General features: G+C 38.1%; 23 protein-coding genes. 21 read left to right on the top strand and 2 right to left on the bottom strand.

The genetic code is table 11. The features are described from left to right. The 6 genes from rsmG (at position 1) to ACLIBH_RS08685 (ending at position 6305) form a co-directional block, all read left to right on the top strand. Positions 1-717: a 16S rRNA (guanine(527)-N(7))-methyltransferase RsmG gene (rsmG, locus tag ACLIBH_RS08710; RefSeq protein WP_439316317.1), complete on the top strand. Its 717-nt coding sequence runs from the start codon at positions 1-3 to the stop codon at positions 715-717. 341 nt (positions 718-1058) lie between these two features. Further along, positions 1059-1925 carry a nucleoid occlusion protein gene (gene noc / locus ACLIBH_RS08705; RefSeq protein WP_439316316.1) on the top strand — a complete coding sequence of 289 codons (867 nt, stop codon included), beginning with the start codon at positions 1059-1061 and terminating at the stop codon, positions 1923-1925. 459 nt (positions 1926-2384) lie between these two features. Next, complete coding sequence (locus ACLIBH_RS08700; protein WP_439316315.1) at positions 2385-3158, top strand: ParA family protein; 774 nt, start codon at positions 2385-2387, stop codon at positions 3156-3158. Continuing rightward, positions 3139-3978 (top strand): ParB/RepB/Spo0J family partition protein, encoded by an 840-nt coding sequence (locus ACLIBH_RS08695; RefSeq protein ID WP_439316314.1) that lies wholly within the window; start codon positions 3139-3141, stop codon positions 3976-3978. The genes ACLIBH_RS08700 and ACLIBH_RS08695 overlap by 20 nt, the downstream gene beginning before the upstream one ends. A gap of 445 nt (positions 3979-4423) precedes the next feature. Further along, a complete protein-coding gene (locus ACLIBH_RS08690; protein WP_439316313.1) occupies positions 4424-5578 on the top strand; it encodes an aminotransferase class V-fold PLP-dependent enzyme in 1155 nt (384 codons plus the stop codon). 22 nt (positions 5579-5600) lie between these two features. After that, complete coding sequence (locus ACLIBH_RS08685; protein WP_439316312.1) at positions 5601-6305, top strand: DUF554 domain-containing protein; 705 nt, start codon at positions 5601-5603, stop codon at positions 6303-6305. Positions 6306-6783: 478 nt separating this feature from the next. Here ACLIBH_RS08685 and yyaC read toward each other — a convergent pair whose 3' ends face one another. After that, positions 6784-7398 (bottom strand): spore protease YyaC, encoded by a 615-nt coding sequence (yyaC, locus tag ACLIBH_RS08680; protein WP_439316311.1) that lies wholly within the window; start codon positions 7396-7398, stop codon positions 6784-6786. 86 nt (positions 7399-7484) lie between these two features. Here yyaC and ACLIBH_RS08675 point away from each other — a divergent pair, with 86 nt between their 5' ends. The 7 genes from ACLIBH_RS08675 (at position 7485) to rpsR (ending at position 12292) form a co-directional block, all read left to right on the top strand. Further along, positions 7485-8510, top strand: a complete 1026-nt coding sequence (locus tag ACLIBH_RS08675; protein WP_439316310.1) for a YkvI family membrane protein — start codon at positions 7485-7487, stop codon at positions 8508-8510. 88 nt (positions 8511-8598) lie between these two features. Next, complete coding sequence (locus ACLIBH_RS08670; RefSeq protein ID WP_439316339.1) at positions 8599-9507, top strand: mechanosensitive ion channel family protein; 909 nt, start codon at positions 8599-8601, stop codon at positions 9505-9507. Next, the gene (locus ACLIBH_RS08665) at positions 9497-9694 is read left to right on the top strand and encodes a DUF951 domain-containing protein (protein ID WP_439316309.1); all 198 of its coding nucleotides are present in this window, start codon (positions 9497-9499) and stop codon (positions 9692-9694) included. Before ACLIBH_RS08670 ends, ACLIBH_RS08665 begins: the two co-directional genes overlap by 11 nt. Before the next feature lie 226 nt (positions 9695-9920). Continuing rightward, positions 9921-11021 (top strand): redox-regulated ATPase YchF, encoded by a 1101-nt coding sequence (ychF, locus tag ACLIBH_RS08660; protein ID WP_439316308.1) that lies wholly within the window; start codon positions 9921-9923, stop codon positions 11019-11021. Between the two features lie 213 nt (positions 11022-11234). Then, positions 11235-11525 (top strand): 30S ribosomal protein S6, encoded by a 291-nt coding sequence (gene rpsF, locus ACLIBH_RS08655; RefSeq protein WP_439316307.1) that lies wholly within the window; start codon positions 11235-11237, stop codon positions 11523-11525. Between the two features lie 15 nt (positions 11526-11540). Continuing rightward, entirely contained in the window at positions 11541-12002 is a 462-nt protein-coding gene (ssb, locus tag ACLIBH_RS08650; protein WP_439316306.1) for a single-stranded DNA-binding protein, read from the top strand. A gap of 59 nt (positions 12003-12061) precedes the next feature. Further along, positions 12062-12292, top strand: coding sequence for a 30S ribosomal protein S18 (gene rpsR / locus ACLIBH_RS08645; protein ID WP_439316305.1), 231 nt, complete (start codon positions 12062-12064; stop codon positions 12290-12292). A gap of 263 nt (positions 12293-12555) precedes the next feature. Here the strand turns inward: rpsR and ACLIBH_RS08640 are convergent, their stop codons facing one another. After that, on the bottom strand, positions 12556-13050 hold the full coding sequence (locus ACLIBH_RS08640; protein WP_439316304.1) for a hypothetical protein: 495 nt from the start codon (positions 13048-13050) through the stop codon (positions 12556-12558). Between the two features lie 173 nt (positions 13051-13223). On the opposite strand from ACLIBH_RS08640, the gene ACLIBH_RS08635 reads away from it, so the two are divergent. From ACLIBH_RS08635 to ACLIBH_RS08600, 8 genes are all read left to right on the top strand, one after another. Then, a complete protein-coding gene (locus ACLIBH_RS08635; protein WP_439316303.1) occupies positions 13224-14156 on the top strand; it encodes a YybS family protein in 933 nt (310 codons plus the stop codon). A gap of 116 nt (positions 14157-14272) precedes the next feature. Then, positions 14273-16252: a DHH family phosphoesterase gene (locus ACLIBH_RS08630; protein WP_439316302.1), complete on the top strand. Its 1980-nt coding sequence runs from the start codon at positions 14273-14275 to the stop codon at positions 16250-16252. Beyond that, a complete protein-coding gene (gene rplI, locus ACLIBH_RS08625; protein ID WP_439316301.1) occupies positions 16249-16695 on the top strand; it encodes a 50S ribosomal protein L9 in 447 nt (148 codons plus the stop codon). Before ACLIBH_RS08630 ends, rplI begins: the two co-directional genes overlap by 4 nt. 203 nt (positions 16696-16898) lie before the next feature. Then, positions 16899-18269: a replicative DNA helicase gene (gene dnaB, locus ACLIBH_RS08620; RefSeq protein ID WP_439316300.1), complete on the top strand. Its 1371-nt coding sequence runs from the start codon at positions 16899-16901 to the stop codon at positions 18267-18269. A gap of 238 nt (positions 18270-18507) precedes the next feature. Further along, positions 18508-19794 carry an adenylosuccinate synthase gene (locus ACLIBH_RS08615; RefSeq protein WP_439316299.1) on the top strand — a complete coding sequence of 429 codons (1287 nt, stop codon included), beginning with the start codon at positions 18508-18510 and terminating at the stop codon, positions 19792-19794. Positions 19795-20153: 359 nt separating this feature from the next. Next, positions 20154-20858 carry a response regulator YycF gene (yycF, locus tag ACLIBH_RS08610; protein ID WP_439316298.1) on the top strand — a complete coding sequence of 235 codons (705 nt, stop codon included), beginning with the start codon at positions 20154-20156 and terminating at the stop codon, positions 20856-20858. A 5-nt stretch (positions 20859-20863) separates the two neighbouring features. Beyond that, complete coding sequence (walK, locus tag ACLIBH_RS08605) at positions 20864-22693, top strand: cell wall metabolism sensor histidine kinase WalK (RefSeq protein ID WP_439316297.1); 1830 nt, start codon at positions 20864-20866, stop codon at positions 22691-22693. Further along, positions 22690-23979 carry a YycH family regulatory protein gene (locus tag ACLIBH_RS08600; protein WP_439316296.1) on the top strand — a complete coding sequence of 430 codons (1290 nt, stop codon included), beginning with the start codon at positions 22690-22692 and terminating at the stop codon, positions 23977-23979. Before walK ends, ACLIBH_RS08600 begins: the two co-directional genes overlap by 4 nt. Position 23980: the final 1 nt, after the last annotated feature.

Below are 23980 nucleotides of genomic sequence, written 5' to 3'. Positions count from 1 at the left end.
ATGAATGTAGAGCAGTTTGTAAAAGCGTTAGAATTAAAAGGAATAAATCTAAATGAGCAACAAAGGAACCAATTCGAAACCTATTATAAAGTTTTGGTCGAATGGAATGAAAAAATGAACTTAACCTCGATCGTTGCGAAGGAAGAAGTTTATTTAAAACACTTTTACGACTCTATATCATCGGCTTTTTATTTTGATTTTTCAAAGAAACTCCATATTTGTGATGTTGGTGCAGGAGCAGGATTTCCGAGCATACCGCTCAAAATTTGTTTTCCAAACTTACACGTATCGATAGTGGATTCATTAAAAAAACGAATTGGATTTTTACACCACTTACAAAACGAGTTAAATATAGATCACGTTTCTTTTTACCATGACCGTGCAGAGACATTTGGACAAAACGTTCAATTTAGAGAAAAATTTGATATTGTCATGGCTCGGGCTGTTGCCCGCATGACTGTATTAAGTGAGTTATGCTTACCTTTAGTAAAACCAAACGGTGTATTTATTGCTATGAAAAGCGCACAAACAGAAGCAGAATACTTAGAAGCAGCGAAGGCCATTCGTTTACTAGGTGGAGAAAAAGAGAAAATAGAAACGTTTCATTTGCCAGTAGAAAACAGTGAACGAACGATTGTATTTGTAAAAAAATGTAAAAAAACACCGAAGAAGTATCCACGTAAACCAGGTTTGCCGAATAGAAGTCCAATTATTTAAGAATGTGTACGTATATTTACTTTTTAATCATTTTTTATGGTAATATAAATATAAATGCGTCAATATTAGCTATTATTCTTGCTGTACATATCGTTTGCTAATGTAGTAGATCGTGTTTCGATATCTATTATTAGTTTAAACATATTAGTGTAAACAATGATGCTTACAGACAGGCGCTACTTGTATTGGGATATTGTTGTCTGACGACAGATAAAGTGCAAAATCAATTGTTTCACGTGAAACAATTGATTTTCGGTTTCCCCATATTGGAACGGTAAATCGTTTTTATTTAAAGACGTTACGTTATAGGTAAAATGGAGTTTATAGGTGGTGTATCTTATATGTTAAATTCTATCAACCGAATATTTGGCACAGGATCTGGTGATAAATCGGACGATACAGTGACTAACGAGGAGAGTTTCACGCCTGATGAAGTAGTGCAGCTTGTGGTGAAGAACATTGTTCCGAACCGTTTTCAGCCACGGTCTCTTTTTAATGAAGAGAAAATAAAAGAGCTGGCACAGACGATTCATACACATGGAATGATTCAGCCGATTGTTGTGCGGAAAATGGATGGAGATACGTATGAGTTAATTGCAGGAGAAAGAAGATTAAGAGCTGTACAATCTTTGGAATGGGACGAGGTACCTGCGATTATACGAAATATGACCGATACGGAAACAGCATCGGTAGCATTAATTGAAAATTTGCAGAGAGAAGAATTGACCGTCATTGAGGAAGCAACTGCGTATGACCAGTTGTTACAGCTCCATTCTCTAACCCAAGAAGCATTAGCGCAACGGTTAGGGAAAAGTCAATCGACAATCGCGAATAAACTTCGACTTTTAAAGCTCCCTCAAGAAGTGCAAGACGCATTATTAAATAAAAAAATAACAGAGCGTCACGCTCGAGCTTTAATTAAAATAAAAGATGCTCCTAAGCAAATTGCTATTTTAAATGAAATACTAGCTGATGACTTAAATGTGAGTCAAACAGAGAAAAGGATAGAAACACTTTTTACGGATAAAGATGAAAAGAAGAAGAAAAGACCGCGTCTAAAAGGTGTGAACAAAGACATACGTATAGCGATGAATACGATTCGTCAATCGTTGCATATGGTTTCCGACACAGGTGTAAATGTCGAGTCCAATGAGCAAGAGCATGATGATTATTACGAGATAACAATTAAAATACAAAAAAAGCAATAAACGTACTTTCTCGATTTCTTTTAGGAAGACGTGCGAGATGAGAGAACGATAATATTGCTATTATTTATAGCAAATGTAACATACAAGATTAAATGAGATTGTCTCAATAAGCTTAATACGTGAGCGATAAACGATATTGCGATTGAGTTAAAAAATGAAGCCCATCTTTACGTACTAAAGATGGGTAATTTTAATCAGTTTATAGTCGTAAAGGATGCTGTGAATCTTTGAAAGTTGGTAAAAATCGATAGGAGCAGTAATAAATCGTCCTAGTTTTGGTAGTGAACGTATTTATACGAAAGCAAACTAAACAATAGTTGACGAGATTACGTTTTTTCAACAAAATCTATTAAACACGTTTTTTACGTAAAAAAATGCTAAAATAGATATATTAGATAATCCACGATAAATTGTATTTTAAATAAATGCTACAGAATCATATTTTGGGTAGGTGAAACAATGGGAAAGATCATAGCTGTGGCAAACCAAAAAGGTGGAGTAGGAAAAACTACTTCAACGGTCAATTTAGGTGCTTCACTCGCACAACTCGGTAATCGGGTATTGATTGTTGATATTGATCCACAAGGGAATGCTACAAGTGGTGTAGGAATTAATAAAGCAGATATGGATAAGTGTATTTATAACGTATTAGTAGAAGATTTACCCGCACAGGAAGTATGTGTGCCGACTATTATTTCGAATTTGGATATAATACCAGCTACAATTCAATTAGCAGGTGCAGAGATAGAATTAGTACCAACAATTTCACGGGAAATTCGATTAAAAAAGTCTTTAACAGACTTAAAATCAACGTACGATTATATTTTAATCGATTGTCCACCGTCTCTAGGCTTACTTACGATTAATGCATTAACATCTGCCGATAGCGTGCTTATACCTGTGCAATGCGAATATTATGCACTAGAAGGGCTTAGTCAGCTGCTAAATACAATCCGACTCGTCCAAAAACACTTAAACAAACAGCTAATGATAGAAGGCGTCTTACTAACAATGCTTGACGCTCGGACAAATTTAGGGATCCAAGTAATTGATGAAGTAAAGAAATACTTTCAAGATAAAGTATATCAATCAATTATTCCGCGAAACATTCGACTTGGTGAAGCTCCGAGTCATGGCAAACCGATAACTGCATATGATCCAAAATCAAGAGGTGCAGAAGTTTATCTTGAATTAGCAAAGGAAGTGATGAATAGTGGCGAGAAGGTTAGGTAAAGGTATTAATGCTCTTTTTCCTGACATAGAAGAAACGAATGATGAACGGATTCAAGAAGTACCAATAGCAGAATGTAGACCAAACCCATATCAGCCGAGAAAAACCTTTCACGCAGATGCAATTGAAGAACTGAAAGAGTCCATTTTGGAATATGGTATTATACAGCCATTAATTGTCCGAAAAAGTATTAAAGGATACGAAATAGTAGTAGGGGAAAGACGGTTCCGAGCTGCAAAGGAAGCTGGACTGGACAAGGTTCCTGTCGTAGTAAAAGAATTAACGGACAGCAAAATGATGGAATTGGCTTTATTAGAAAATCTTCAACGAGAGGATTTATCACCGATTGAAGAAGCACAAGCGTACTCTAATTTAATGAATGAATTAAAAGTAACCCAAGAAGAGTTGTCGAAACGCCTTGGGAAAAGCCGATCACACATTGCGAATATGACCCGACTACTAACATTGCCGGAACAAGTTATTGCTCATATTAATAACGGAGAGCTTTCAATGGGGCATGGACGGACGTTATTAGCCCTAAAGGATAAGAGTTTAATGAGCCCGGTCGTTAAGAAAATCATTAAAGAAAAGCTTAACGTACGTCAAGTTGAGAAATTAATTGATGACTTAAACGATAAGCAAAGACGGAAGCCAAAACCAGTCAAAAAGGATGTTTTTCTAACTGAAAGAGAAACAGCTCTAAGAGAAAGGTTAGGAACAGGCGTTAACATCCATCGTGGCAAGAAAAAAGGGAAAATAGAAATCGAATTTTATACAGATGAAGATCTTGATCGCATCATTCAAGTATTGGAACGTCCATGAACTGTGCTAAAACTGACTATTGAAGATGTCTAATCTAAATAGTCAGTTTTTTCAATTGGAAGTCTATCTGTTCGTGAACGGGGGTATGAGTAAAATGTTTGTGGGGAAACAGATGCACGAATTTAACTAGATAATATGTGATCAATTTTACTTCGAACGTTATACACATGAATAACACCGTTGAATTTCTAGAGGAGGCTGAGGCCGTGCCCACGGAAAGCTAGTGTATATCTACTGCGGTCGGTGGTAGGAATCAATACTAATATTAACGAATACAAAGAGAGATTTTTTAACTTCTTAAAATAACACCCACAAATACGTAGCTCAATCTGAACGGGGTTTTGATCAATATATTTTTATACAAACACTTATAATTATACGGTGTAATTAACAATGTACTGTACTCCGCTTGCTCAGAGAAAAGAAACATATGAGGAGGGGTCTTTTGATTTATTTTGATCAAGCAGCATCTTCTTTTCCTAAGCCAGATGAAGTTGTTCAAGCAATGATGGAAAGTGTAACAGTATATGGTGCAAACCCAGGCAGGGGAGGGCATAAGCTTTCAATGCAGGCCGATCGTGTCATAACTGAGACGAGGTCATTAGCAGCGCGATTATTTGACTGTTCAAACCCAAAACAATGCTTGTTTTATCAAAATGCAACGGTTGCTCTAAATCAGGCGATAAAAGGATTGCGTTGGGAAAGAGGAGATCGTATAATTGCAAGCTCTATTGAACATAATGCATTAAGAAGACCTTTACAATTTGTAACCGATGCGTATGGAGTAGAAGTAATTTATATCGACTGGACTGGAAATAAATCTGATTTTTTATACAAAGTTGAAAACAATATAAATGATAAAACAAAACTGGTAGCTATGTCGCATAGTTCAAATGTGACGGGTGCCATCCTGCCATTAAAAGAAATGCTTGAAATTACCAATTCAAACGATGTGCTTTCTTTAGTTGATGCGTCACAAACGGCAGGGCATATGAACATATCCATGCAAGCGTTAGGAATTGACTTGCTCGTATTTCCCGCACATAAAGGACTTTTAGGACCTCAAGGAGTAGGCATGCTGCTCGTTGAAGGAGAAGTAGATTTACTCCCGCTACATCATGGGGGGACAGGAATATACTCTGAATCACAATACCAACCACAAATGTGGCCACAAAAATTGGAAAGCGGGACACTAAACACGCCAGGTATTGCAGGGCTGCATGCCGCTCTCCGACTGTATGAACAACGAAAAAAACAAAATGTTTCACGTGAAACAATATTAATAAAGCGACTCGTAAGCGGTTTGGAAAACCTATTAGGTGTAACATGCTACGGACCTAAGCTTTCCGAGGAGCGGATGCCGATCGCTGCTTTTAACGTGTTACAAATACCTTCACAAGAAATTGCTATGATACTGGATTCGAATTATAATATTGCTGTACGTGGTGGCTTACATTGCAATCCAATGGAACATACATCGTTAAATACGATGAAACAAGGCGTCGTACGTGCCAGTGTAGGTATCTATAATACAGAAGCAGAAGTCGATTTGTTTTTGCAGGCAGTCGAGGAAATTACAGCAGCTTACAAAAAATTATGACATAACAATGGAGTAGACGCATATGGTTTTACTAGGTACATTAATTAACGGAGCATGTATAATTGTCGGAAGTGTGCTCGGTTTGTTTTTCACAAAAATCCCTCATAAATACAAAGAAACGGTTATGCATGGAATTGGCTTAGCGGTCATTTTAATCGGGTTACAGATGGCATTTACTACCGAATCGATATTAATTGTGTTAATAAGCTTATTAACAGGTGCTGTTATCGGGGAGTTATTGCAAGTAGAGGAGTTTCTGAATCGTCTCGGCATGTGGATAGGTAGCAAGTTCACAACAAAAGGGAGTGAACAAAGCTTAGCACAAGGCTTCGTCACAGCCTCATTAATTTTTGTGATAGGAGCGATGGCTGTAATAGGTGCACTTGATAGTGGTGTTCGTGGCGATCATCAAGTGTTAATTACGAAAGCAATAATAGATGGGTTTACGGCACTTGTCTTAACTACAACGCTAGGTTTCGGGGTAATTTTATCTGCAATACCGGTAGTGCTATATCAAGGGAGTATTGCTTTATTAGGTACGCAAATAGAAAAATGGATACCGGAAGCAGTGCTAAACGGTTTTATTGTTGAGTTAACAGCTGTTGGAGGGCTTTTAATCGTAGCAATCGGCTTGAATGTTTTAAAGCTCATGCAAATACGCATCGGAAATTTGCTACCTGCAATTGGTACAGTTGCAATTGTCTATTTTATTTTCCAACAATTTTAAAGTAGATTTAATACTTACCCCATTTGGAGCTTTCAGCGAAGGGACATAGCTCTAAAAAATCATATGTAATAACAATTATATTATATAGAAAAAGGAGATTTCGGGACGTATCGTCCTGACATTCTCCTTTTTTATTTATAGGATAGAAGGGTCTTATCTAGTAAAATTGCAAACGATTAGATTTAGAGTATAACCACGCTCGGAAAAATATACATCGCTTTCAGCCAGAAGCTTGTGATTCCCTACAGAGGTTAACGCTCTTTCGGGAATCACATCGATGCCAACTCACAAGGATTCTGAATAAAGCCTAAATGTTTCTTTGCTAGCGGAAGCCGTTGATTGCAGTGGAAAGTGGACGCATTCCGCCGGCATGGCTACATCTGCTTAATTTTTAGTAACAACCCACTTTCTGTGTGCTAGGTACAAATAAGCTTTGTACAGGCGCTTAGAATCGATGCACGCAGTGGATTGGCAGCAACTAAACAGAAGCTTGATTGCATTTTGTCACAACAACTGCTGGTGGTGTTTGATCATAGGTGAGCTGGCGATCAATTGTATGTAAGGTTATTGCGATTTGTTCAGCCATTTCATAGACGAGCGACAGTCTTGTGTTTTGCAGGACGGCATACTCCATAAAACCGCTAATATTTACAACGCCTGTTAAATGTATGTTACCGATAGGCGGAAGGGGCTTATTTAGTGCAGCGCCAGGCTTAACGGGTCCAGTTCCGGCAATTAATTGACCGATCGAGCTGCTTTTTCCTAAGCATGCATCAATTGCTATTATAAAAGGGTTTTGATGCGTATTGAAGATGGTATTCATTTGTTCTTGTAAGTTAACAGCATGTACCGGAGATGCTAACGTACCATATACAGTCATGTGCTTAGGGTTTAATTTTGACAAAAAACTTCCTGCTAAAGGACCGAGCGCATCTCCAGTGGAACGATCTGTACCAATGAATAAAGCAATATACTCACAAGGAGATGTCGGAAGCCATGAAATAAGTTTGCTACTCAAATAATTGCTTACATCTGGTTCAGAATAGCGCATGCGGAAATGATCATTGGGTCGTTTGCGTTTATTTAAATTCATAGCTTATCCTCCATAAACATATTGTTATAGTATACGTTCAAAAAAACAAAACTATACATAAAACGGTACATATGGGAGGAAAAGGAATGTGGAAAGCAGGTATGAAGTGGTTATTTCTTATTTTAGGGACAATGATAGGAGCCGGGTATGCATCGGGTAGAGAACTGTGGCAATTTTTTGGCGACGAAAGTGGACTTGCTATATTGTTATTTGTAATTATGTTTATTATATCGTGTACGGTTATTATGACCTTAAGTTATGAAAAGCGGGCAACAGATTATTTATATGTATTAGAAGCAATAGTAGGAAAGCGCCTCGTTCGAATCTATGATTATATGATCTTGTTGTATTTATTTACTACAACGGTAGTAATGATTGCTGGCAGTGGTGCGACAGTACAAGCATTTCAACTGAATTATTGGTGGGGAGTAATTTTGATATCTGTTGTTTTGTTGCTATTATTTATAAAAGATATAAACGCTGTTTTATCTATTAATCAGTTTATTATTCCACTGCTATTGGTAGGATTGTTATTCGTGCTTCTCCAGTTTACGATCGATCAGCAGCTTCCTCTCCTATCGCCTTGGAGCAAGCAAAGCAATTGGGCTGCAGCATTTCCATTTACTGCGTTAAATGTACTTCCTTTAGTAGCTGTTCTTGGTGCAATCGGGACGAAGGTGCAAACAAAAGGAGAAATATGGATTGCATCGATAGGTAGTGGAGTCGTTTTTGGTATTATTTCTTACATATATAATAATAGTTTAATTCAAATTGCAGATGAAATATTGTTATATGAAATACCACTGTTTGCTATTTTGAAGAATTACTCAGCAAATATGCTGTTTTTTATGAGTATACTTTTATGGATTGCTATATTTACTACAGCGGCAGCAGGTATTCTCGGAATCGTCACACGAATAAAACGATCTGTTCAGCTGCCGATTTGGCTGCTTGTTCTGCTATCGCTTGCTTGTATGCTACCACTTACTATTTTTGGTTTTTCCACTTTAATCGCCTATATATATCCCGCTTATGGTATATTGAATTTATATATATTAACTCGATTAGTATTCTTTCCGTTGTTTAACAATAGAAAATATTCAAACAATTAATTCGTGTCGCTTTCCTTTCCACAAAAAATGAATTGTTGTAAACTTTAAATAGTGCTAGATCGTATGGAGGTTTTTCATTTTGGTTAAAGTGAGCGAGAAATTACAAGACTTATGGATTTATATAACCGGTCCTAATTTATGGATTGCTATAGGACAAAGTGTTTTAAAAATTATTGTTATTATTATTTTAGCTAGTATCGTAGTTCGCGTTGGGAAAAATATAATTGATCGAGTTTTTAGCAAGAAACAAGGGCCAATACGAATATCAGAACGACGAGAAGAAACGATACAAAAATTAATGAAAAATGTACTGTCATACGTCGTATATTTTATTGCTTTTATTATGGTGCTGGAAGCATTATCCCTTCCAATCACATCCCTGCTTGCAGGTGCCGGAGTTGCAGGCCTTGCAATCGGGTTTGGTGCGCAAAACTTAGTACGTGATATTATATCCGGCTTTTTTATTGTGTTTGAGGATCAATTTTCTGTTGGCGACTACGTAATTGTTGCAGGCGCAGAAGGAACTGTTGAGGAAATCGGTTTACGAACGACAAAAATTCAAAGCTGGACAGGTGAACAAAACGTTATCCCAAATGGAAACATTACACAAGTAATCAATTATTCAATTCATAACGGCTTAGCAATTGTTGATATCAATGTTCCATATGAAAACGACATTGCTGCAGCTGAAGCGATTATTGAAGATGTTGTCAAACGGTTACCTGATAAGTATGAAGAAATAGTAAACACACCCGTAATACACGGTATACAAGCATTAGAAACATCGCACTATGTCATTCGAGTCATTGCCGATACACTACCAGTATATCAATGGTTTGGCGCAAGAGTAATCCGAAAAGAAGTAAAAGAGCGCTTATATAAAGAAGGAATTGATATACCAGCACCGCGACTTGTTATGTACTCTCGGAACGAACAGCCAACCGCACTCGAAATAGATAATAATAGAAAGGAAAGGGAGACGGGCAATGGTAGATAAGCAATTTGAACTGAACGACGTTGTTCAAATGAAAAAGCAGCATCCGTGTGGTGAAAACCGCTGGAAAATCATCCGTATGGGAATGGATATCCGTATAAAATGCTTAGGTTGTGAACGAAGTATTCTTATACCGAGAAAAGACTTTACGAAGAAGATGAAGAAAATAATAGAAAAAGCAGCGGAATAATACGTCATTGAATGAATGATGACGCATACGAAAATGATAATGAACGAAAAATGAACAAATTGGAATGTCCGGACTGATAAAATGAAAATATGATCACGCTATTTTTAAAAAATAAGCATACATTTATGCTTATTTTCACTTTATCAAAACTTGTCATTTAAAAATGTTCTATCTATAATTAGTAACAGATTCATATGAATGAATGACCTTAAGGAGTGGAAGTGGCATGTCATTGACAGCAGGAATTGTCGGGCTTCCGAATGTTGGTAAATCAACATTATTTAATGCAATTACCCAAGCAGGAGCAGAATCGGCAAATTACCCGTTTTGTACGATCGATCCAAACGTTGGAATTGTAGAAGTGCCGGACAAGCGTTTGCATATATTAACAGAGTTTGTTAAACCGAAGAAAACGATACCGACTGCTTTTGAATTTACAGATATAGCTGGAATCGTAAAAGGTGCGAGTAAAGGCGAAGGACTAGGGAATCAATTTTTATCCCATATACGACAAGTTGATGCAATTTGCCACGTCGTTCGCTGCTTTCAAGATGAAAACATAACACACGTATCGGGAAAAATAGACCCAATTGATGATATAGAAATTATTAATTTGGAATTAATTTTAGCAGATTTAGAAACGGTAAATAGGCGTTTTGAACGCGTGCAAAAGCTTGCGAGACAAAAAGATAAAGAAGCAGTTCAAGAGTTTAATGTCCTTGAGAAGATTAAAGAAGGCTTGGAAAACGAAAAGCCAGCTCGTGCTTTAGACTTCACCGAAGAACAGATGAAAATCGTTAGCCAGTTGCATTTATTAACGACAAAGCCTGTTTTATATGCAGCAAATGTAAGTGAAGATGAAATTACGAGACCAGATGAAAATGAGTACGTGCAAAAAGTGAAAGAGTTTGCTGCAGAAGAGAACGCTGAAGTGATCGTAGTGTGCGCAAAAATTGAAGCTGAAATTGCAGAGCTGGATCAAGACGAAAAGGCAATGTTTCTTGATGAGCTAGGCATTGCAGAATCTGGTTTGGATCAACTAATAAAAGCTTCGTATGATCTCCTTGGGTTAGCAACTTACTTTACTGCAGGGGAACAAGAAGTGCGTGCTTGGACATTTCGAAAAGGAATGAAAGCTCCACAGGCTGCCGGGATTATTCATACAGATTTTGAACGTGGTTTTATTCGTGCCGAGACGGTCTCTTACGATGATTTAGTAGAAGCAGGATCGATGGGACAAGCACGAGAAAAAGGAAAGGTTCGCTTAGAAGGAAAAGAATATCTCGTCCAAGACGGCGATGTAATTCATTTTCGCTTTAACGTTTAAGCGTTGTGCAAACTTAACGATATAATTCTTAGATTTTCGGATAAGCACCACTGTACCCAAACGAATTACGGATAATCGCATATACTGATTTCTCGAATAGGTTGTATATTATTGAAAAATTTGATATAATATTTCATCGTGAGTAATTAATTATTGATTATTCCTTGCTCCTTTAAATAAAGGAGCCGCATAGACCAAAAGGAGGTGTAACGGATGAGAGAATATGAAATCATGTATATCATCCGCCCAGACATTGAAGAAGAAGCACAAACGGCTTTGATTGAGCGTTTTAACAACATTCTTACTGATAATGGAGCGGAAATTGATAAAGTCGATGAAAAAGGCAAGAAACGTCTTGCTTATGAAATTAATGACTATCGTGATGGCTATTATGTTGTAATCAACTTCAAAGGTGCTGAACAAGCGGTTAACGAATTTGATCGTCAAGCGAAGTTTTCAGATGACATAATTCGCCACATGGCAATTCGAGTAGATGATCAATAAAAAGGAGTGATTCTGATGTTGAATCGAGTCGTTATTGTTGGAAGATTAACAAAGGATCCCGATCTACGTTATACACCGAACGGAGTAGCAGTCGCTAACTTTACAGTTGCTGCCAACCGTCCATTTAAAAACCAGCAAGGTGAAAATGAAGCTGATTTCATTAATTGTGTCGCATGGCGCAGACAAGCGGAAAACCTTGCGAATTATATGGGCAAAGGGAATCTAATTGGTGTAGATGGTCGTATTCAAACTCGGCGCTTTGAAGGGCAAGACGGGAAAACCGTTTTTGTGACAGAGGTTTTGGCTGAAGGTATTCAATTTTTAGAGCCAAAAGGATCCTCTCAAAACAAAGGACAAACTGGACCAGGCTTCCAACAGCAGGGGCAACATCAGAGTCAGCCACAGGTAAACAATGCGGATCCATTTAGTAATGCCGGTGAGCCAATCGACATATCGGACGATGACTTGCCATTTTAGATCGATGGATCGTACTAAAATAAATTTCAGTTAGGTAATAAAAGTAAGGAGGGGAAAGTATGAGTGCTCGTCGTGGACGCCCAAGACGTCGTAAAGTTTGTTATTTTACAGCAAACGGTATAACAAACATTGATTATAAAGATGTTGAATTGTTGAAACGTTTTATTTCAGAACGAGGTAAAATATTGCCTCGTCGTGTTACAGGCACATCTGCAAAATACCAGCGCAAGCTGACAATTGCTATTAAACGTGCTCGCGCAATGGCTTTACTTCCATTCGTTTCCGAATAAAAAGTAAAAAAGGTCCCTTTTCATTTCTTAAGAGAAATAATGAAAAGGGGCTTTTGTTTTAGCTCTATACGGAATATTGGACTCATATTTGATGTAGTGCGCGTTCAAACTTACGCAAAAAATCAAATCTAAAAACTTCTGCACGTGCATAAACATCGGTAGAGCGTATTAAACATTAGAGGTTATCGGTTTCGTTTCAGAAAAATAGTAGTGCATGAATCGTATATGTATACGTCCAATTCTGTGTAAAAACCGTACTTCATTTATGAAGAACGAGTGCGCCTTCTCTCAGGGTAAATAAAAATAATTTTAAAAAGTAATACGATAACATAGAGCAAGCCGAACCATAAGATGCGATCATCAATTGGGAAAATCAAGGATAGCACCGCATAAATAAGAAATGGATTTGTCGTAGATAACGCTACCGCCTTCCAAATAACTGAAAAATGCAACTTACGATTAAAGAAGGTTGCGAGCTTTGTTCCAATAAATGCAATAATTGATAATAGAGCGAAGACAATAACAGTTAACGGCAAATAATAAAAAATGAAAAAGTAAATAAGAAAGAAAAAAACGCTCATGCTATCGCTAAACCCGTTCGGATTAGCTAATTGATCAAAAAAGGATGGTATGGAAACGATAAATAAAAGCATAAACATGTAAATAACAACAATATCCATACCGATTCGATTTAGTTTAAATACAGCATTTTTTCTTGGGAGTTGCACACTATATAAAAACGTATTCCAAAAAATCATTTTAGTCATCCTTCCTCATTAGATACTATACCACGATACATAGGTTATTCCCCGGGAAATATTCATTTGTACGTTTTTTGACAACAATTTCAGTCAAATTCTGTTATCATATTAGAATGAGGGTTAAATAAAATTACTCATTTATTTTCCGTAACGATTTAGAGGTGTGTGTGATGAACCAATCCAAAAAATTAACAGACGCAGCATTATTAATAGCAGTCTATATTCTATTACTTACAATTACCGTATTTGTACCATTTTTTTCTTTTTTTGTACTATTTTTATTACCAATTCCATTTGTTATTTACGCTTATAGGTATAGCTGGAAACCGACGCTTATTATGCTTATTGCGGCAACTATATTATCGATGTTCTTTGCTACGGTTATATCATTACCTTTAACCGTACTTGCAGGTTCTGGTGGGATTGTCATCGGTTATTCATTGTATCGCCGTCTTACACCATATGAGGCATGGGCACGGGGAACAGTCGGCTTTATAGCTGGATTGTTAATTGTATTTGTAGCAACGCAATTATTGCTTGGCATTAATATTACCGATGAAATTGATGTACTTGTTGAAGAGTCAATGAAAACGAGCAGCGCAATTCTAGAACAGGCTGGCTTGGAACAATCCGAGGAACAAATCGCACTCGTTGAAGCACAAATGAGTATGATGAAAAACTTGCTGCCTGTTGGTTTTGCTGTAAGTGCAATTATACTAGCCTTTGTAGCACAATGGATGAGCTATAAAGTTATAAATCGATTGGAAAATAAGCGATTAAGATTTCCGCCTTTCCGTGAGTTTGAATTGCCTGTTGCTTTAATATGGATCTACTTTAGTGCATTAATTATTTCCTTATTTGAACTCGATCCATCGAGCGCTCTGTTTCTAGCCATCCAAAATGTTCTTTATTTAGTCGTATTGTTTTTAACTTTACAAGGACTTTCATTTATTTTCTTTTACATGCATCATAAAAAGATTTCTAAAGCGGTTCCTATTATGATCGTTATTGCAGCTTTATTGCTACCACCTTTACTGTATTTCGTACGAATCATCGGTATAATTGATATAGGCTTTGGGTTAAGAAAACGGTTAAAGAATTGAATGCACGCATAGCAAGGCTATGTTATTTAAAATTACGACTGAATGATTGATTGCTTTAAAGCAAATGCTTTGTGAGGAAAATAAGGCGTTGCTAGAAATATAGGAGTTGAATCTGTATGTCCAATCGAACAAAAAAACAGATGCTGGGCGGTCACATAACCATTCTTTACGTATTGTCTGCCATATTACTAATAATGTTATGGTATTTTCAATGGTTGCTTGGAATAGGTATGACGATCATACTACTAACATCCTTTCTTTATAGCCTGAAGAAGGAGCAAAAGTTACATGAAGAAACAGAGGCATATATTGCCACATTATCGTATCGAGTGAAAAAGGTTGGGGAAGAAGCGCTCCTTGAAATGCCCTTTGGAATAATATTATACGATGAGGATTATAAGATTGAGTGGACGAATCCATACATGAATCAATTTAGTGAAGCACCTTCATTAGTCGGAAAACCGCTAAGTATATTGTCTGACCAGCTCATCCCGGCAGTAAAAGAAAGAAAAAATAATGTATGGATTACAGTCGATTCGTATAATTTGCAGACGGTTATTAAAGAATCCGATCGACTGCTTTATTTGTTTGATCGTACCGAACAGATGCGAATCGAAAAGTTATATCATAACGAACAAACGGTAATTGCGATTATATACTTGGATAATTATGAAGAAATAACACAAAACATGGACGACACAACAAAAAGCCAGCTAAATTCTCGCGTAACTTCTGTACTGAACAACTGGGCGGGAGCATACGGTTTATATTTAAAGCGAACGTCACAGGATCGTTTTTTAGCAATCGTAACGCAGGAAATTTTAGCTAAGCTCGAACAGTCTAAGTTTGAAATACTAGATGAAGTGCGAGAACTTGTCGTTGAATCTGGACAAAAGAACCCAGTCACCTTAAGTATCGGGATAGGTGTTGGAAACATGCCGCTCCCTGAGCTAGGAAAGCTGGCCCAATCGAGTCTTGATCTCGCTTTAGGACGTGGCGGTGACCAAATTGCTATTCGGGATGAGACCGGGAAAGTTCGATTTTATGGCGGGAAAACAAATCCAATGGAAAAAAGAACGAGAGTAAGAGCCCGCGTAATTTCTCATGCGTTAAAGGAATTAATTAAAGAAAGTGATAACGTAATAATTATGGGGCATAAAGCACCAGATATGGATTCGCTTGGATCCTGTATTGGTATATTAAATATTGCGAAATCAAACGAGGTAGAAGGTTTTATTGTTTTTGATGAAGATGATGTGACAGAAGGTGTCGAGCGAATCGTTGATGCACTTCGTGAAAAGGAATCGTTATGGGAGTCGTTTATCGCTCCAGATGAGGCAGAAGCAATTGTTTCCAGCAGAAGCTTAATTGTTATTGTTGATACTCACCGTCCAACAATGGTAGCCGATAGTCGCTTACTTAATAAAACGGACTATAAAGTAGTTATCGACCACCACCGTCGTGGAGAAGATTTTATCGAGAACCCGACGCTCGTTTATATGGAGCCATATGCATCGTCGACAAGTGAGCTTGTAACAGAGCTTCTAGAGTATCAGCCAAAACGAGCAAAGCTTGAAATATTAGAGGCGACTGCACTTCTTGCTGGAATAATTGTTGATACGAAAAGCTTTGCATTACGTACAGGTTCACGGACGTTTGATGCTGCGTCGTACTTGCGCTCCAAAGGTGCAGATAATATTTTAATCCAACAATTTTTAAAAGAAGATATACAGACTTATGTAAAGAGAAGTAAGCTAATTGAACGAGTTGAAGTGTATCAAGGCTCTATTGCAATTACAAAGGCAAATCCGGACGAGGTATATAGCCAAGTACTAATAGCACAAACAGCGGATACGTTGCTTACAATGAACAATATTGCGGCTTCTTTTGTCATTTGCAAGCTGGAAGATGGTAAGGTGGCAATTAGTGCTCGTTCATTAGGAGAAGTGAATGTTCAGGTTATTATGGAACGGATGGCAGGTGGGGGTCATTTAACAAATGCCGCTACACAAATCGAGGATACGACAATTGAAGATGTTGAACTATTTTTAAAAGAAATAATTGATGAGTATTATGGAAGGAGAGAAACAGAATGAAAGTAATATTTTTGCAAGATGTAAAAGGAAAAGGGAATAAAGACGAAGTGAAGGACGTGCCGGTAGGCTATGCACAAAACTTTTTATTTAAAAAGAAATTAGCCGTTGAAGCAACACCTGGGAACTTAAAAGCACTCGAATTAAGAAAGAAAAAAGCAAACGAACGTGCCCAGGAAGAAAAGGAAGCAGCCGTTTCATTGAAAAATGCCCTTAAAGAAATAACGGTTGAATTAAAAGCAAAGTCAGGAGAAGGTGGCCGCTTATTCGGTTCAATCACGAGCAAGCAAATTGCCGATGCATTACATAAAGAGCATGGGTATAAAATTGACCGACGTAAGCTTGAGCTTGAGCAGCCGATTCGTTCATTAGGCCATACGCATGTACCGGTCAAGCTGCATCCAGACGTACAAGGTACAATAAACGTCCACGTTAAAGAAGCATAAAAATACACACAAGCGATTGTGTGTATCGTATAAATAAGCAGCTGAAGCTTAGCTGATAAACAATCGTTCATACGTACGCTGTCATCGATATACGACAGCGTACATTAATCGGTCTTTAAAAGTAAACTACTTAAATAAGAATTAAAACGTAGAAGCGGTATATATATCGTACCAGCGTTTCTCCAAAAGGGAGGAATACAATTATGAGCGACATGTGGAACGAACGCATCCCTCCACATAATATAGAAGCAGAGCAAGCAGTTATCGGAGCAATTTTCTTAGAGCCAGAAGCATTTTCAACCGCCTCCGAGCTTCTTGTTCCAGCAGACTTTTATCGAGCAAGCCATCAACGAATATTTGAAGTAATGATGCGTTTAGCAGATAAAGGGGAGCCGATAGATCTCGTAACAGTAACAACAGCATTAGCAAATGCGAAGCAGCTCGAGGAAGCTGGCGGCGTTTCCTATCTATCGGATGTTGCAAGCAGTGTACCAACAGCGGCCAACATTGGCTACTACAGTAAAATCGTTGAAGAAAAAGCATTGCTACGTCGACTTATTCGTACAGCGACGGATATTGTCTCAACGAGCTTTGAAAAAGAAGATGAAGTAGCGGAAGTATTAGATGAAGCTGAAAAAAACATATTAGAAGTATCAGGCAGGAAGAATACCGGTGCATTTCGCGCGATAAAAGACGTACTGATCGAAGTATACGATAATATAGAACAATTGCATTTAAATGATGCCGATGTAACAGGTGTGCCGACTGGATTTCGCGACTTGGATCGCATAACCTCTGGATTTCAGCCAAATGACTTTATTATAATTGCTGCGAGACCTTCCGTAGGTAAAACGGCATTTGCATTAAATATTGCTCAAAATGTTGCTGTAAATACTCCAGAAAATGTAGCGATATTTAGCTTGGAAATGGGCGCCGAGCAGCTCGTATCTCGAATGCTCTGTGCGGAAGGAAATATAGATGCCCAGCGTCTACGAACAGGTAAGCTAGAGACAGATGATTGGGGTAAGCTCACAATGGCAATGGGCTCCTTGTCCAATGCCGGCATTTATATTGATGATTCTCCAGGAATTCGTGTGTCTGATATTCGTTCAAAGTGCAGAAGATTAAAGCAAGAGCATGGACTTGGCATGATTATAATTGACTATTTACAGCTCATTCAGGGCAGTGACCGATCAAAAGAAAACCGCCAACAGGAAGTATCGGATATTTCCAGGTCATTGAAAGCATTGGCACGGGAATTGACGGTTCCAGTCATTGCTTTATCCCAGCTTTCACGTGGTGTGGAGTCTCGTCAAGATAAGCGACCAATGATGTCTGACTTGCGTGAATCTGGAAGTATTGAGCAGGATGCCGATATTGTCGGATTCTTATATCGTGATGACTATTACGATACCGAATCAGAAAAACAAAATATTATTGAAATCATTATTTCCAAGCAACGGAATGGACCGACGGGCACAGTCGAACTAGCATTTGTTAAGGAATATAATAAATTTGTTGACTTAGATCATCGTTATCAAGAAAGTGATATTCCACCTCCTGTTCATGCATAAAAATAGTGAGGAAGCACTCATACTATACCGAATGGGTGCTTTTTCTTTTGCTGGTTAGAAAGGGTATATAACGAACGATTAAATTGAAAATGCACTTAATGTTCGTCATTTGATTGACTTATACGAGTAATATTGGTAAGCTAGCTATGGACTTTAACGGAATGATCGTCCAAACAAATGAGAAAACGAATAAAATATATAATTAAAAAAACTCAAAAAATATTCGCGGAGGTGCACGATGTCCTCAGTAGTAGTAGTTGGAACGCAATGGGGCGATGAAGGGAAAGGGAAAATTACCGATTTTCTTTCACAAAATGCCGAAGTAGTTGCCCGTTATCAAGGCGGTAATAATGCTGGTCATACAATTGTTTTTGATGATGTGACGTATAAGCTGCATTTAATTCCATCCGGCATCTTCTTTGAAGATAAAACATGTGTATTAGGAAACGGAATGGTCATTGATCCAAAAGCATTTATGGAAGAAGTTAAATATTTGCACGACCATAACATATCAACGGAAAACTTACGTGTTAGCAACCGCGCACATGTAATTTTACCGTATCACTTAAAGCTTGATATTCTTCAAGAAGAAGAAAAAGGGATTCATAAAATCGGAACAACGAAAAAGGGAATCGGACCTGCTTATATGGATAAAGCAGCTCGAAGCGGAATTCGAATTGCTGATTTACTTGATAAAGCTGCTTTTACAGAAAAATTAAAACAAAATTTACAAGAAAAAAATCGATTGTTTGAAAAAGTATATGAAGTAGATCCGATCAAGGTAGAAGATATATTAGAAGAGTATTACGAATATGGGCAGCAAATGGCCAAATATGTTTGTGATACATCCGTTGTTTTAAATGATGCGCTTGACGCAGGACGTCGTGTGTTATTTGAGGGTGCTCAAGGAGTAATGCTCGACATTGACCAAGGGACATACCCATTTGTTACCTCATCGAATCCTGTAGCAGGAGGGGTAACGATCGGATCTGGTGTGGGACCTTCTAAGATATCCAACGTTGTTGGTGTTTCCAAAGCGTACACGACGCGAGTAGGCGATGGCCCATTTTTAACAGAGTTGAATGATGAAATTGGCGATCAAATTCGTGAAGTAGGTAGAGAATATGGGACAACGACTGGTCGTCCGCGCCGTGTTGGCTGGTTTGATAGTGTCGTCGTCCGTCATGCTCGCCGAGTTAGCGGTATTACCGATTTATCACTCAATTCCATCGATGTATTAACAGGGATACCAACGTTAAAAATTTGTACAGCTTATCGGTATAAAGGGGAAATCATTAATGAATTCCCTGCTAGCTTGTCTATGCTTGCACAATGTGAAGCGGTATATGAAGAAATGCCAGGCTGGACAGAAGACATTACGAATGTAAAAAGCTTACATGAACTTCCAGAAAATGCACGACATTATTTAGAGCGTGTTTCTCAATTGACAGAAATACCGCTATCGATTTTTTCAGTTGGGCCAGATCGTTCCCAAACGAATGTTGTTAGAAGTGTTTATCGATAATGAAACCGTGCAAAAAATAATTAACAACAAATGTAGAAGTAACATTTGCTCGTATAACCTGAAAATGGTTCTAATCATCAAGTCGTGATGATCGGAACCATTTTTTCTTTTTATAAAGTGCAGCCAGTTTGTTAAACAAAATCTTAGCAATGAAGGAATCTGTCAACAATGTAGAATAAAAACGATAGAGAGGCCCCTCAATATTTGACGCCAACATGTCGACTACAAGAACAGACATTTTAGCAAATATACGATAGAATAGACAAAAGGCATCGCAAAAATGGAATGCTGGAATTAGAACGTGTACTGTTTTTTAAAAATAGTGTGTGCAGTAATTAATAGAAAAGGAAGTGGGATCAGTGAGTCTAAAGGTTCTAGTTGTCGACGATGAAAAGCCCATTGCAGATATTTTAAAGTTCAACCTAGAAAAAGAGGGATATGAAGTAGTATGTGCGTATGATGGAGATACAGCGATTTCGTTAGCTTCTGAAGAAAATCCAGATCTCGTATTACTTGATATTATGTTACCTGGAAAAGATGGCAATGAAGTGTGTAAAGAAATAAGAAAAACGTATACAATGCCAATTATCATGCTAACGGCAAAGGACTCGGAAATTGATAAAGTGTTAGGGCTTGAGCTTGGCGCGGATGATTATGTAACAAAGCCGTTCAGTAATCGCGAACTAATCGCTAGAGTAAAGGCGAATTTGCGAAGACATCAACAGCCAGTAGATGATACCGTACAGCCGAAAAAGGATATTGAAATCGGTAATTTAGCCATTCATCCAGATGCATACAGTGTTTCTCGAAATGGAGAGCACATTGATCTGACGCACCGAGAGTTTGAATTGTTTTATTATTTAGCAAGACATATCGGACAAGTGATGACACGAGAGCACTTACTCGAAACGGTATGGGGTTATGACTATTTTGGGGATGTTCGAACCGTTGACGTAACCGTAAGAAGGCTACGGGAAAAAATTGAGGAGAACCCGAGCAATCCGAATTGGATAGTTACCCGACGTGGAGTAGGGTATTATTTACGCAATCCTGAGCAGGAGTAGTTGTGATGAAAAAGGTTGGTTTTTTCCGTTCCATTCAAATGAAATTTATTATTATTTATATTTTGCTCTTATTAATTGCCGTTCAAGTAATCGGTTCGTATGTAGCTAGGGAAGTTGAAATGGAGCTTCTTGATAACTTTAAAGAATCGATTAATGATCGTGTCGATTTGTTAAGTATTAATCTGGAACAAGCATTTGGAAGGGATCGTACAGGTGATGATCAAGAGTTAACGCTCCAGCAAGAAGTACAAAACATCGTTACAGATGTCGATCGTGGAGGAGCCACCATACAGGTTATTAATAATCAAGGACGTGTGCTAGGAACGAACGACTTTTTAAATCAAGATATTGTTGGAAAGAAGATTACCGAGCCAATCGTTCAGCAGTCGTTGAAATTTGGCTCTTCATTGGATAATACGCTAATTAATAGTAAAACAGGAGACCGTATATTTGTACGGGTGGAGCCTATCTTTAATAAAAAAGAAAACGTAGAAGGCGTAATTTATTTGCAGATTTCATTAGAAAGTGTGTATGGCCAGCTTCAAAATATAAACGATATCTTTTTGAATGGTTCCATATTAGCGCTTCTCGTTTCAGCTATTCTCGGTATTCTCGTTGCCCGAGCAATTACTAAACCAATAATTGAGATGCGGAGACAAGCGCAAGTGATGGCTACCGGTGATTTTTCACAAAAAGTAAATGTGTATGGAACCGATGAAATTAGCCAGCTAGCCGAAACGTTTAATGACTTAAACGACCGCTTGCGTCATTCGATGGCAACGATTCAAGAGGAGCAGCGGAAGTTAAGCTCGGTTCTATCCAATATGACAGAAGGTGTTATTGCTACAGATCAATCAGGTGAGGTTACATTAATAAACGATGCGGCTGGAAGGTTACTCGGTGAAAGCCCGGAACGCTTGGTTGGGAAAGACTTAATTGATCTATTAGAGCTTGATGAGCGCGTAATAGATATTACCCAGCTACAAGAAAGTGGATCGATTATTATTGACTTTAGTGAAGCAGATGAAGTCTTTCTTGTTCGAGCGAACTTTTCAACGATTTTCGATGAAAGCGATGAAGTGAGAGGCTTTATTACTGTATTAAGCGATGTAACCGAAGAAGAAAAGGCCGAGCAAGAGCGCAGGGAATTTGTTTCAAATGTTTCGCACGAGCTGCGGACGCCATTAACTACATTGCGCAGTTATATAGAAGCGTTAACGGAAGGCGCGTGGACAGATAAGGAAATTGCTCCTAAGTTTCTTGGTGTTGCCCAAAATGAGACGGAGCGCATGATACGTATGGTGAATAGTTTATTGCAGCTGTCACGAATGGATAATAAAGAATTATCCTTACAACGAGAACGAACGGAATTTATTCGCTATTTTCATGAAGTGATTGACCGATTTGAAATGAACATTTCTGATAACATTACGTTAGAGCGGGAATTACCTAATTTACGTTATTATGTATGGATTGATAAAGATCGAATGACACAAGTGCTCGATAACATTATCTCCAATGCCATTAAATATTCTCCAGACGGTGGCGCGATCCGTTTTCGGGTTGAGAAGCAAATCCGGCAAATTATCGTTAGCGTTAGTGATGAAGGTCTTGGTATTGCTTACGATAAATTGGAAAAGATATTTGACCGCTTTTACCGAGTGGATAAAGCTCGAACGAGAAACCTTGGTGGTACAGGGCTAGGGCTTGCAATTTCCCAAGAATTAGTTGAGGCTCATTACGGAAAAATTTGGGCAACAAGTGTCGAAGGGAAAGGAACGACTATTTACTTTACGTTGCCGCTAATGAACGAGAAGCGGAGGGGAACGGCATGACATACGAACGAATAAAAACATTTATTTTAACGTTGCTCGTAGGAATTAGTCTTCTGTTAACGTTTGCGTTATGGAGCAATCAGCCAAATTTTGATCAGTTTCATGATACGCGCTATATTAATCAAGGTGATCTCGGTGGTAAAGAAGAGAAGAAAAAAGGAATAATCGAACCGAGCTCCATTATTTTTCATGAAAATGGCACCCATTATGGCTTTAAAAATCCTTTAAGCATGGCGTCCTTAACGAAGGATATGCACACGTGGGTGTTATATGATTTTCAGCCAGGGGAAGCGCGGGGCCGTCCCAAAAACAAACAACAAGTGGAAGTTATCTTTCCGAGCCCGATCCCAATGAGCATTTTACCAAGCTTGCTCAAGTTCAATAAAGAAAATTACATGCCGAATTGGTCGTTTCAGCGAATTCATATTACGTTTAAAGAAAAATCACGCTCTTTAGAGTTATTATTCTTATCAGTGGATGGCCGAAAACAAGCGACTGCCGTTGTAGATAAATCCGATAAATATGAGCTGCTAGTGAATTACTTTAAGGAACGAGAGTTATTTGAAGAGTATATTTCCTTTAGCAATGCGACAACTACCATCTATTTACCGAAAAACCCGGTCGTTATGCATAGAAAAACATTGGCTACGACTACAATTGAGCCAGATTTGCTCGTTAATGTACTGTTTTCAACCCCTTCGCTCGTCAGTGCGAATATAGGTGAAGCATATTTTACCGATTCACAACGTGGCATGCGACTTTTGCAGGATGGAAGGGCAATAGAATATACGAATCCAATTCAGTCAAACTACGAGCGGATGGAAATCATTGAGTTATTTGATAAAAGTATTTCAAATATTAACGAGCATAAAGGCTGGACAAACGATTACAAATTTGAATCAGCCGATAAGTCCATTAATGAAATCCGTTATAGAATGTACTATGACGGTTATCCGGTTTTTGACTACGCAGACCTTTCTGTAATCGAGCAAGAATGGCGAAGTCAAGAGCTATACCAATACTATCGACCGTTGTTTGTCCTAAATAATTCGCTCGGACAGGATGAAGTAAATCTGCCTTCTGGACAAGCAGTTTTAAATTATCTTGAGTCTAGCGATAACTTTGAGCTAAGAAATATTAAAGATATCCGAATCGGCTATCATTTAGATGATACAGAAAATGCTTCACACAGTATTGCACTGCGTCCTGGCTGGTATATCAACTATAATGGAAGCTGGCGTCAAGTAGATGTTGCAAATTCTTATAGCTTTAAGGGAGGGATGTGAG

Origin of the sequence: Virgibacillus sp. W0430 (assembly GCF_051846935.1) — a bacterium.
Classification (GTDB): domain Bacteria; phylum Bacillota; class Bacilli; order Bacillales; family Amphibacillaceae; genus JBPYCR01.
The sequence above is the reverse complement of the archived record's forward strand: the minus strand, read 5'-3'. Positions and strand labels throughout refer to the sequence as shown.

Bases quoted from the DNA above. Each gene is read 5' to 3' on its own strand.
- rsmG (WP_439316317.1), top strand. From the start codon at position 1: ATGAATGTAGAGCAGTTTGTAAAAGCGTTAGAATTAAAAGGAATAAAT.
- noc (WP_439316316.1), top strand. From the start codon at position 1,059: ATGTTAAATTCTATCAACCGAATATTTGGCACAGGATCTGGTGATAAA.
- ACLIBH_RS08700 (WP_439316315.1), top strand. From the start codon at position 2,385: ATGGGAAAGATCATAGCTGTGGCAAACCAAAAAGGTGGAGTAGGAAAA.
- ACLIBH_RS08685 (WP_439316312.1), top strand. From the start codon at position 5,601: ATGGTTTTACTAGGTACATTAATTAACGGAGCATGTATAATTGTCGGA.
- yyaC (WP_439316311.1), bottom strand. From the start codon at position 7,398: ATGAATTTAAATAAACGCAAACGACCCAATGATCATTTCCGCATGCGC.
- ACLIBH_RS08675 (WP_439316310.1), top strand. From the start codon at position 7,485: ATGTGGAAAGCAGGTATGAAGTGGTTATTTCTTATTTTAGGGACAATG.
- ACLIBH_RS08665 (WP_439316309.1), top strand. From the start codon at position 9,497: ATGGTAGATAAGCAATTTGAACTGAACGACGTTGTTCAAATGAAAAAG.
- ychF (WP_439316308.1), top strand. From the start codon at position 9,921: ATGTCATTGACAGCAGGAATTGTCGGGCTTCCGAATGTTGGTAAATCA.
- rpsF (WP_439316307.1), top strand. From the start codon at position 11,235: ATGAGAGAATATGAAATCATGTATATCATCCGCCCAGACATTGAAGAA.
- ssb (WP_439316306.1), top strand. From the start codon at position 11,541: ATGTTGAATCGAGTCGTTATTGTTGGAAGATTAACAAAGGATCCCGAT.
- rpsR (WP_439316305.1), top strand. From the start codon at position 12,062: ATGAGTGCTCGTCGTGGACGCCCAAGACGTCGTAAAGTTTGTTATTTT.
- ACLIBH_RS08640 (WP_439316304.1), bottom strand. From the start codon at position 13,050: ATGATTTTTTGGAATACGTTTTTATATAGTGTGCAACTCCCAAGAAAA.
- ACLIBH_RS08635 (WP_439316303.1), top strand. From the start codon at position 13,224: ATGAACCAATCCAAAAAATTAACAGACGCAGCATTATTAATAGCAGTC.
- ACLIBH_RS08630 (WP_439316302.1), top strand. From the start codon at position 14,273: ATGTCCAATCGAACAAAAAAACAGATGCTGGGCGGTCACATAACCATT.
- rplI (WP_439316301.1), top strand. From the start codon at position 16,249: ATGAAAGTAATATTTTTGCAAGATGTAAAAGGAAAAGGGAATAAAGAC.
- dnaB (WP_439316300.1), top strand. From the start codon at position 16,899: ATGAGCGACATGTGGAACGAACGCATCCCTCCACATAATATAGAAGCA.
- ACLIBH_RS08615 (WP_439316299.1), top strand. From the start codon at position 18,508: ATGTCCTCAGTAGTAGTAGTTGGAACGCAATGGGGCGATGAAGGGAAA.
- walK (WP_439316297.1), top strand. From the start codon at position 20,864: ATGAAAAAGGTTGGTTTTTTCCGTTCCATTCAAATGAAATTTATTATT.
- ACLIBH_RS08600 (WP_439316296.1), top strand. From the start codon at position 22,690: ATGACATACGAACGAATAAAAACATTTATTTTAACGTTGCTCGTAGGA.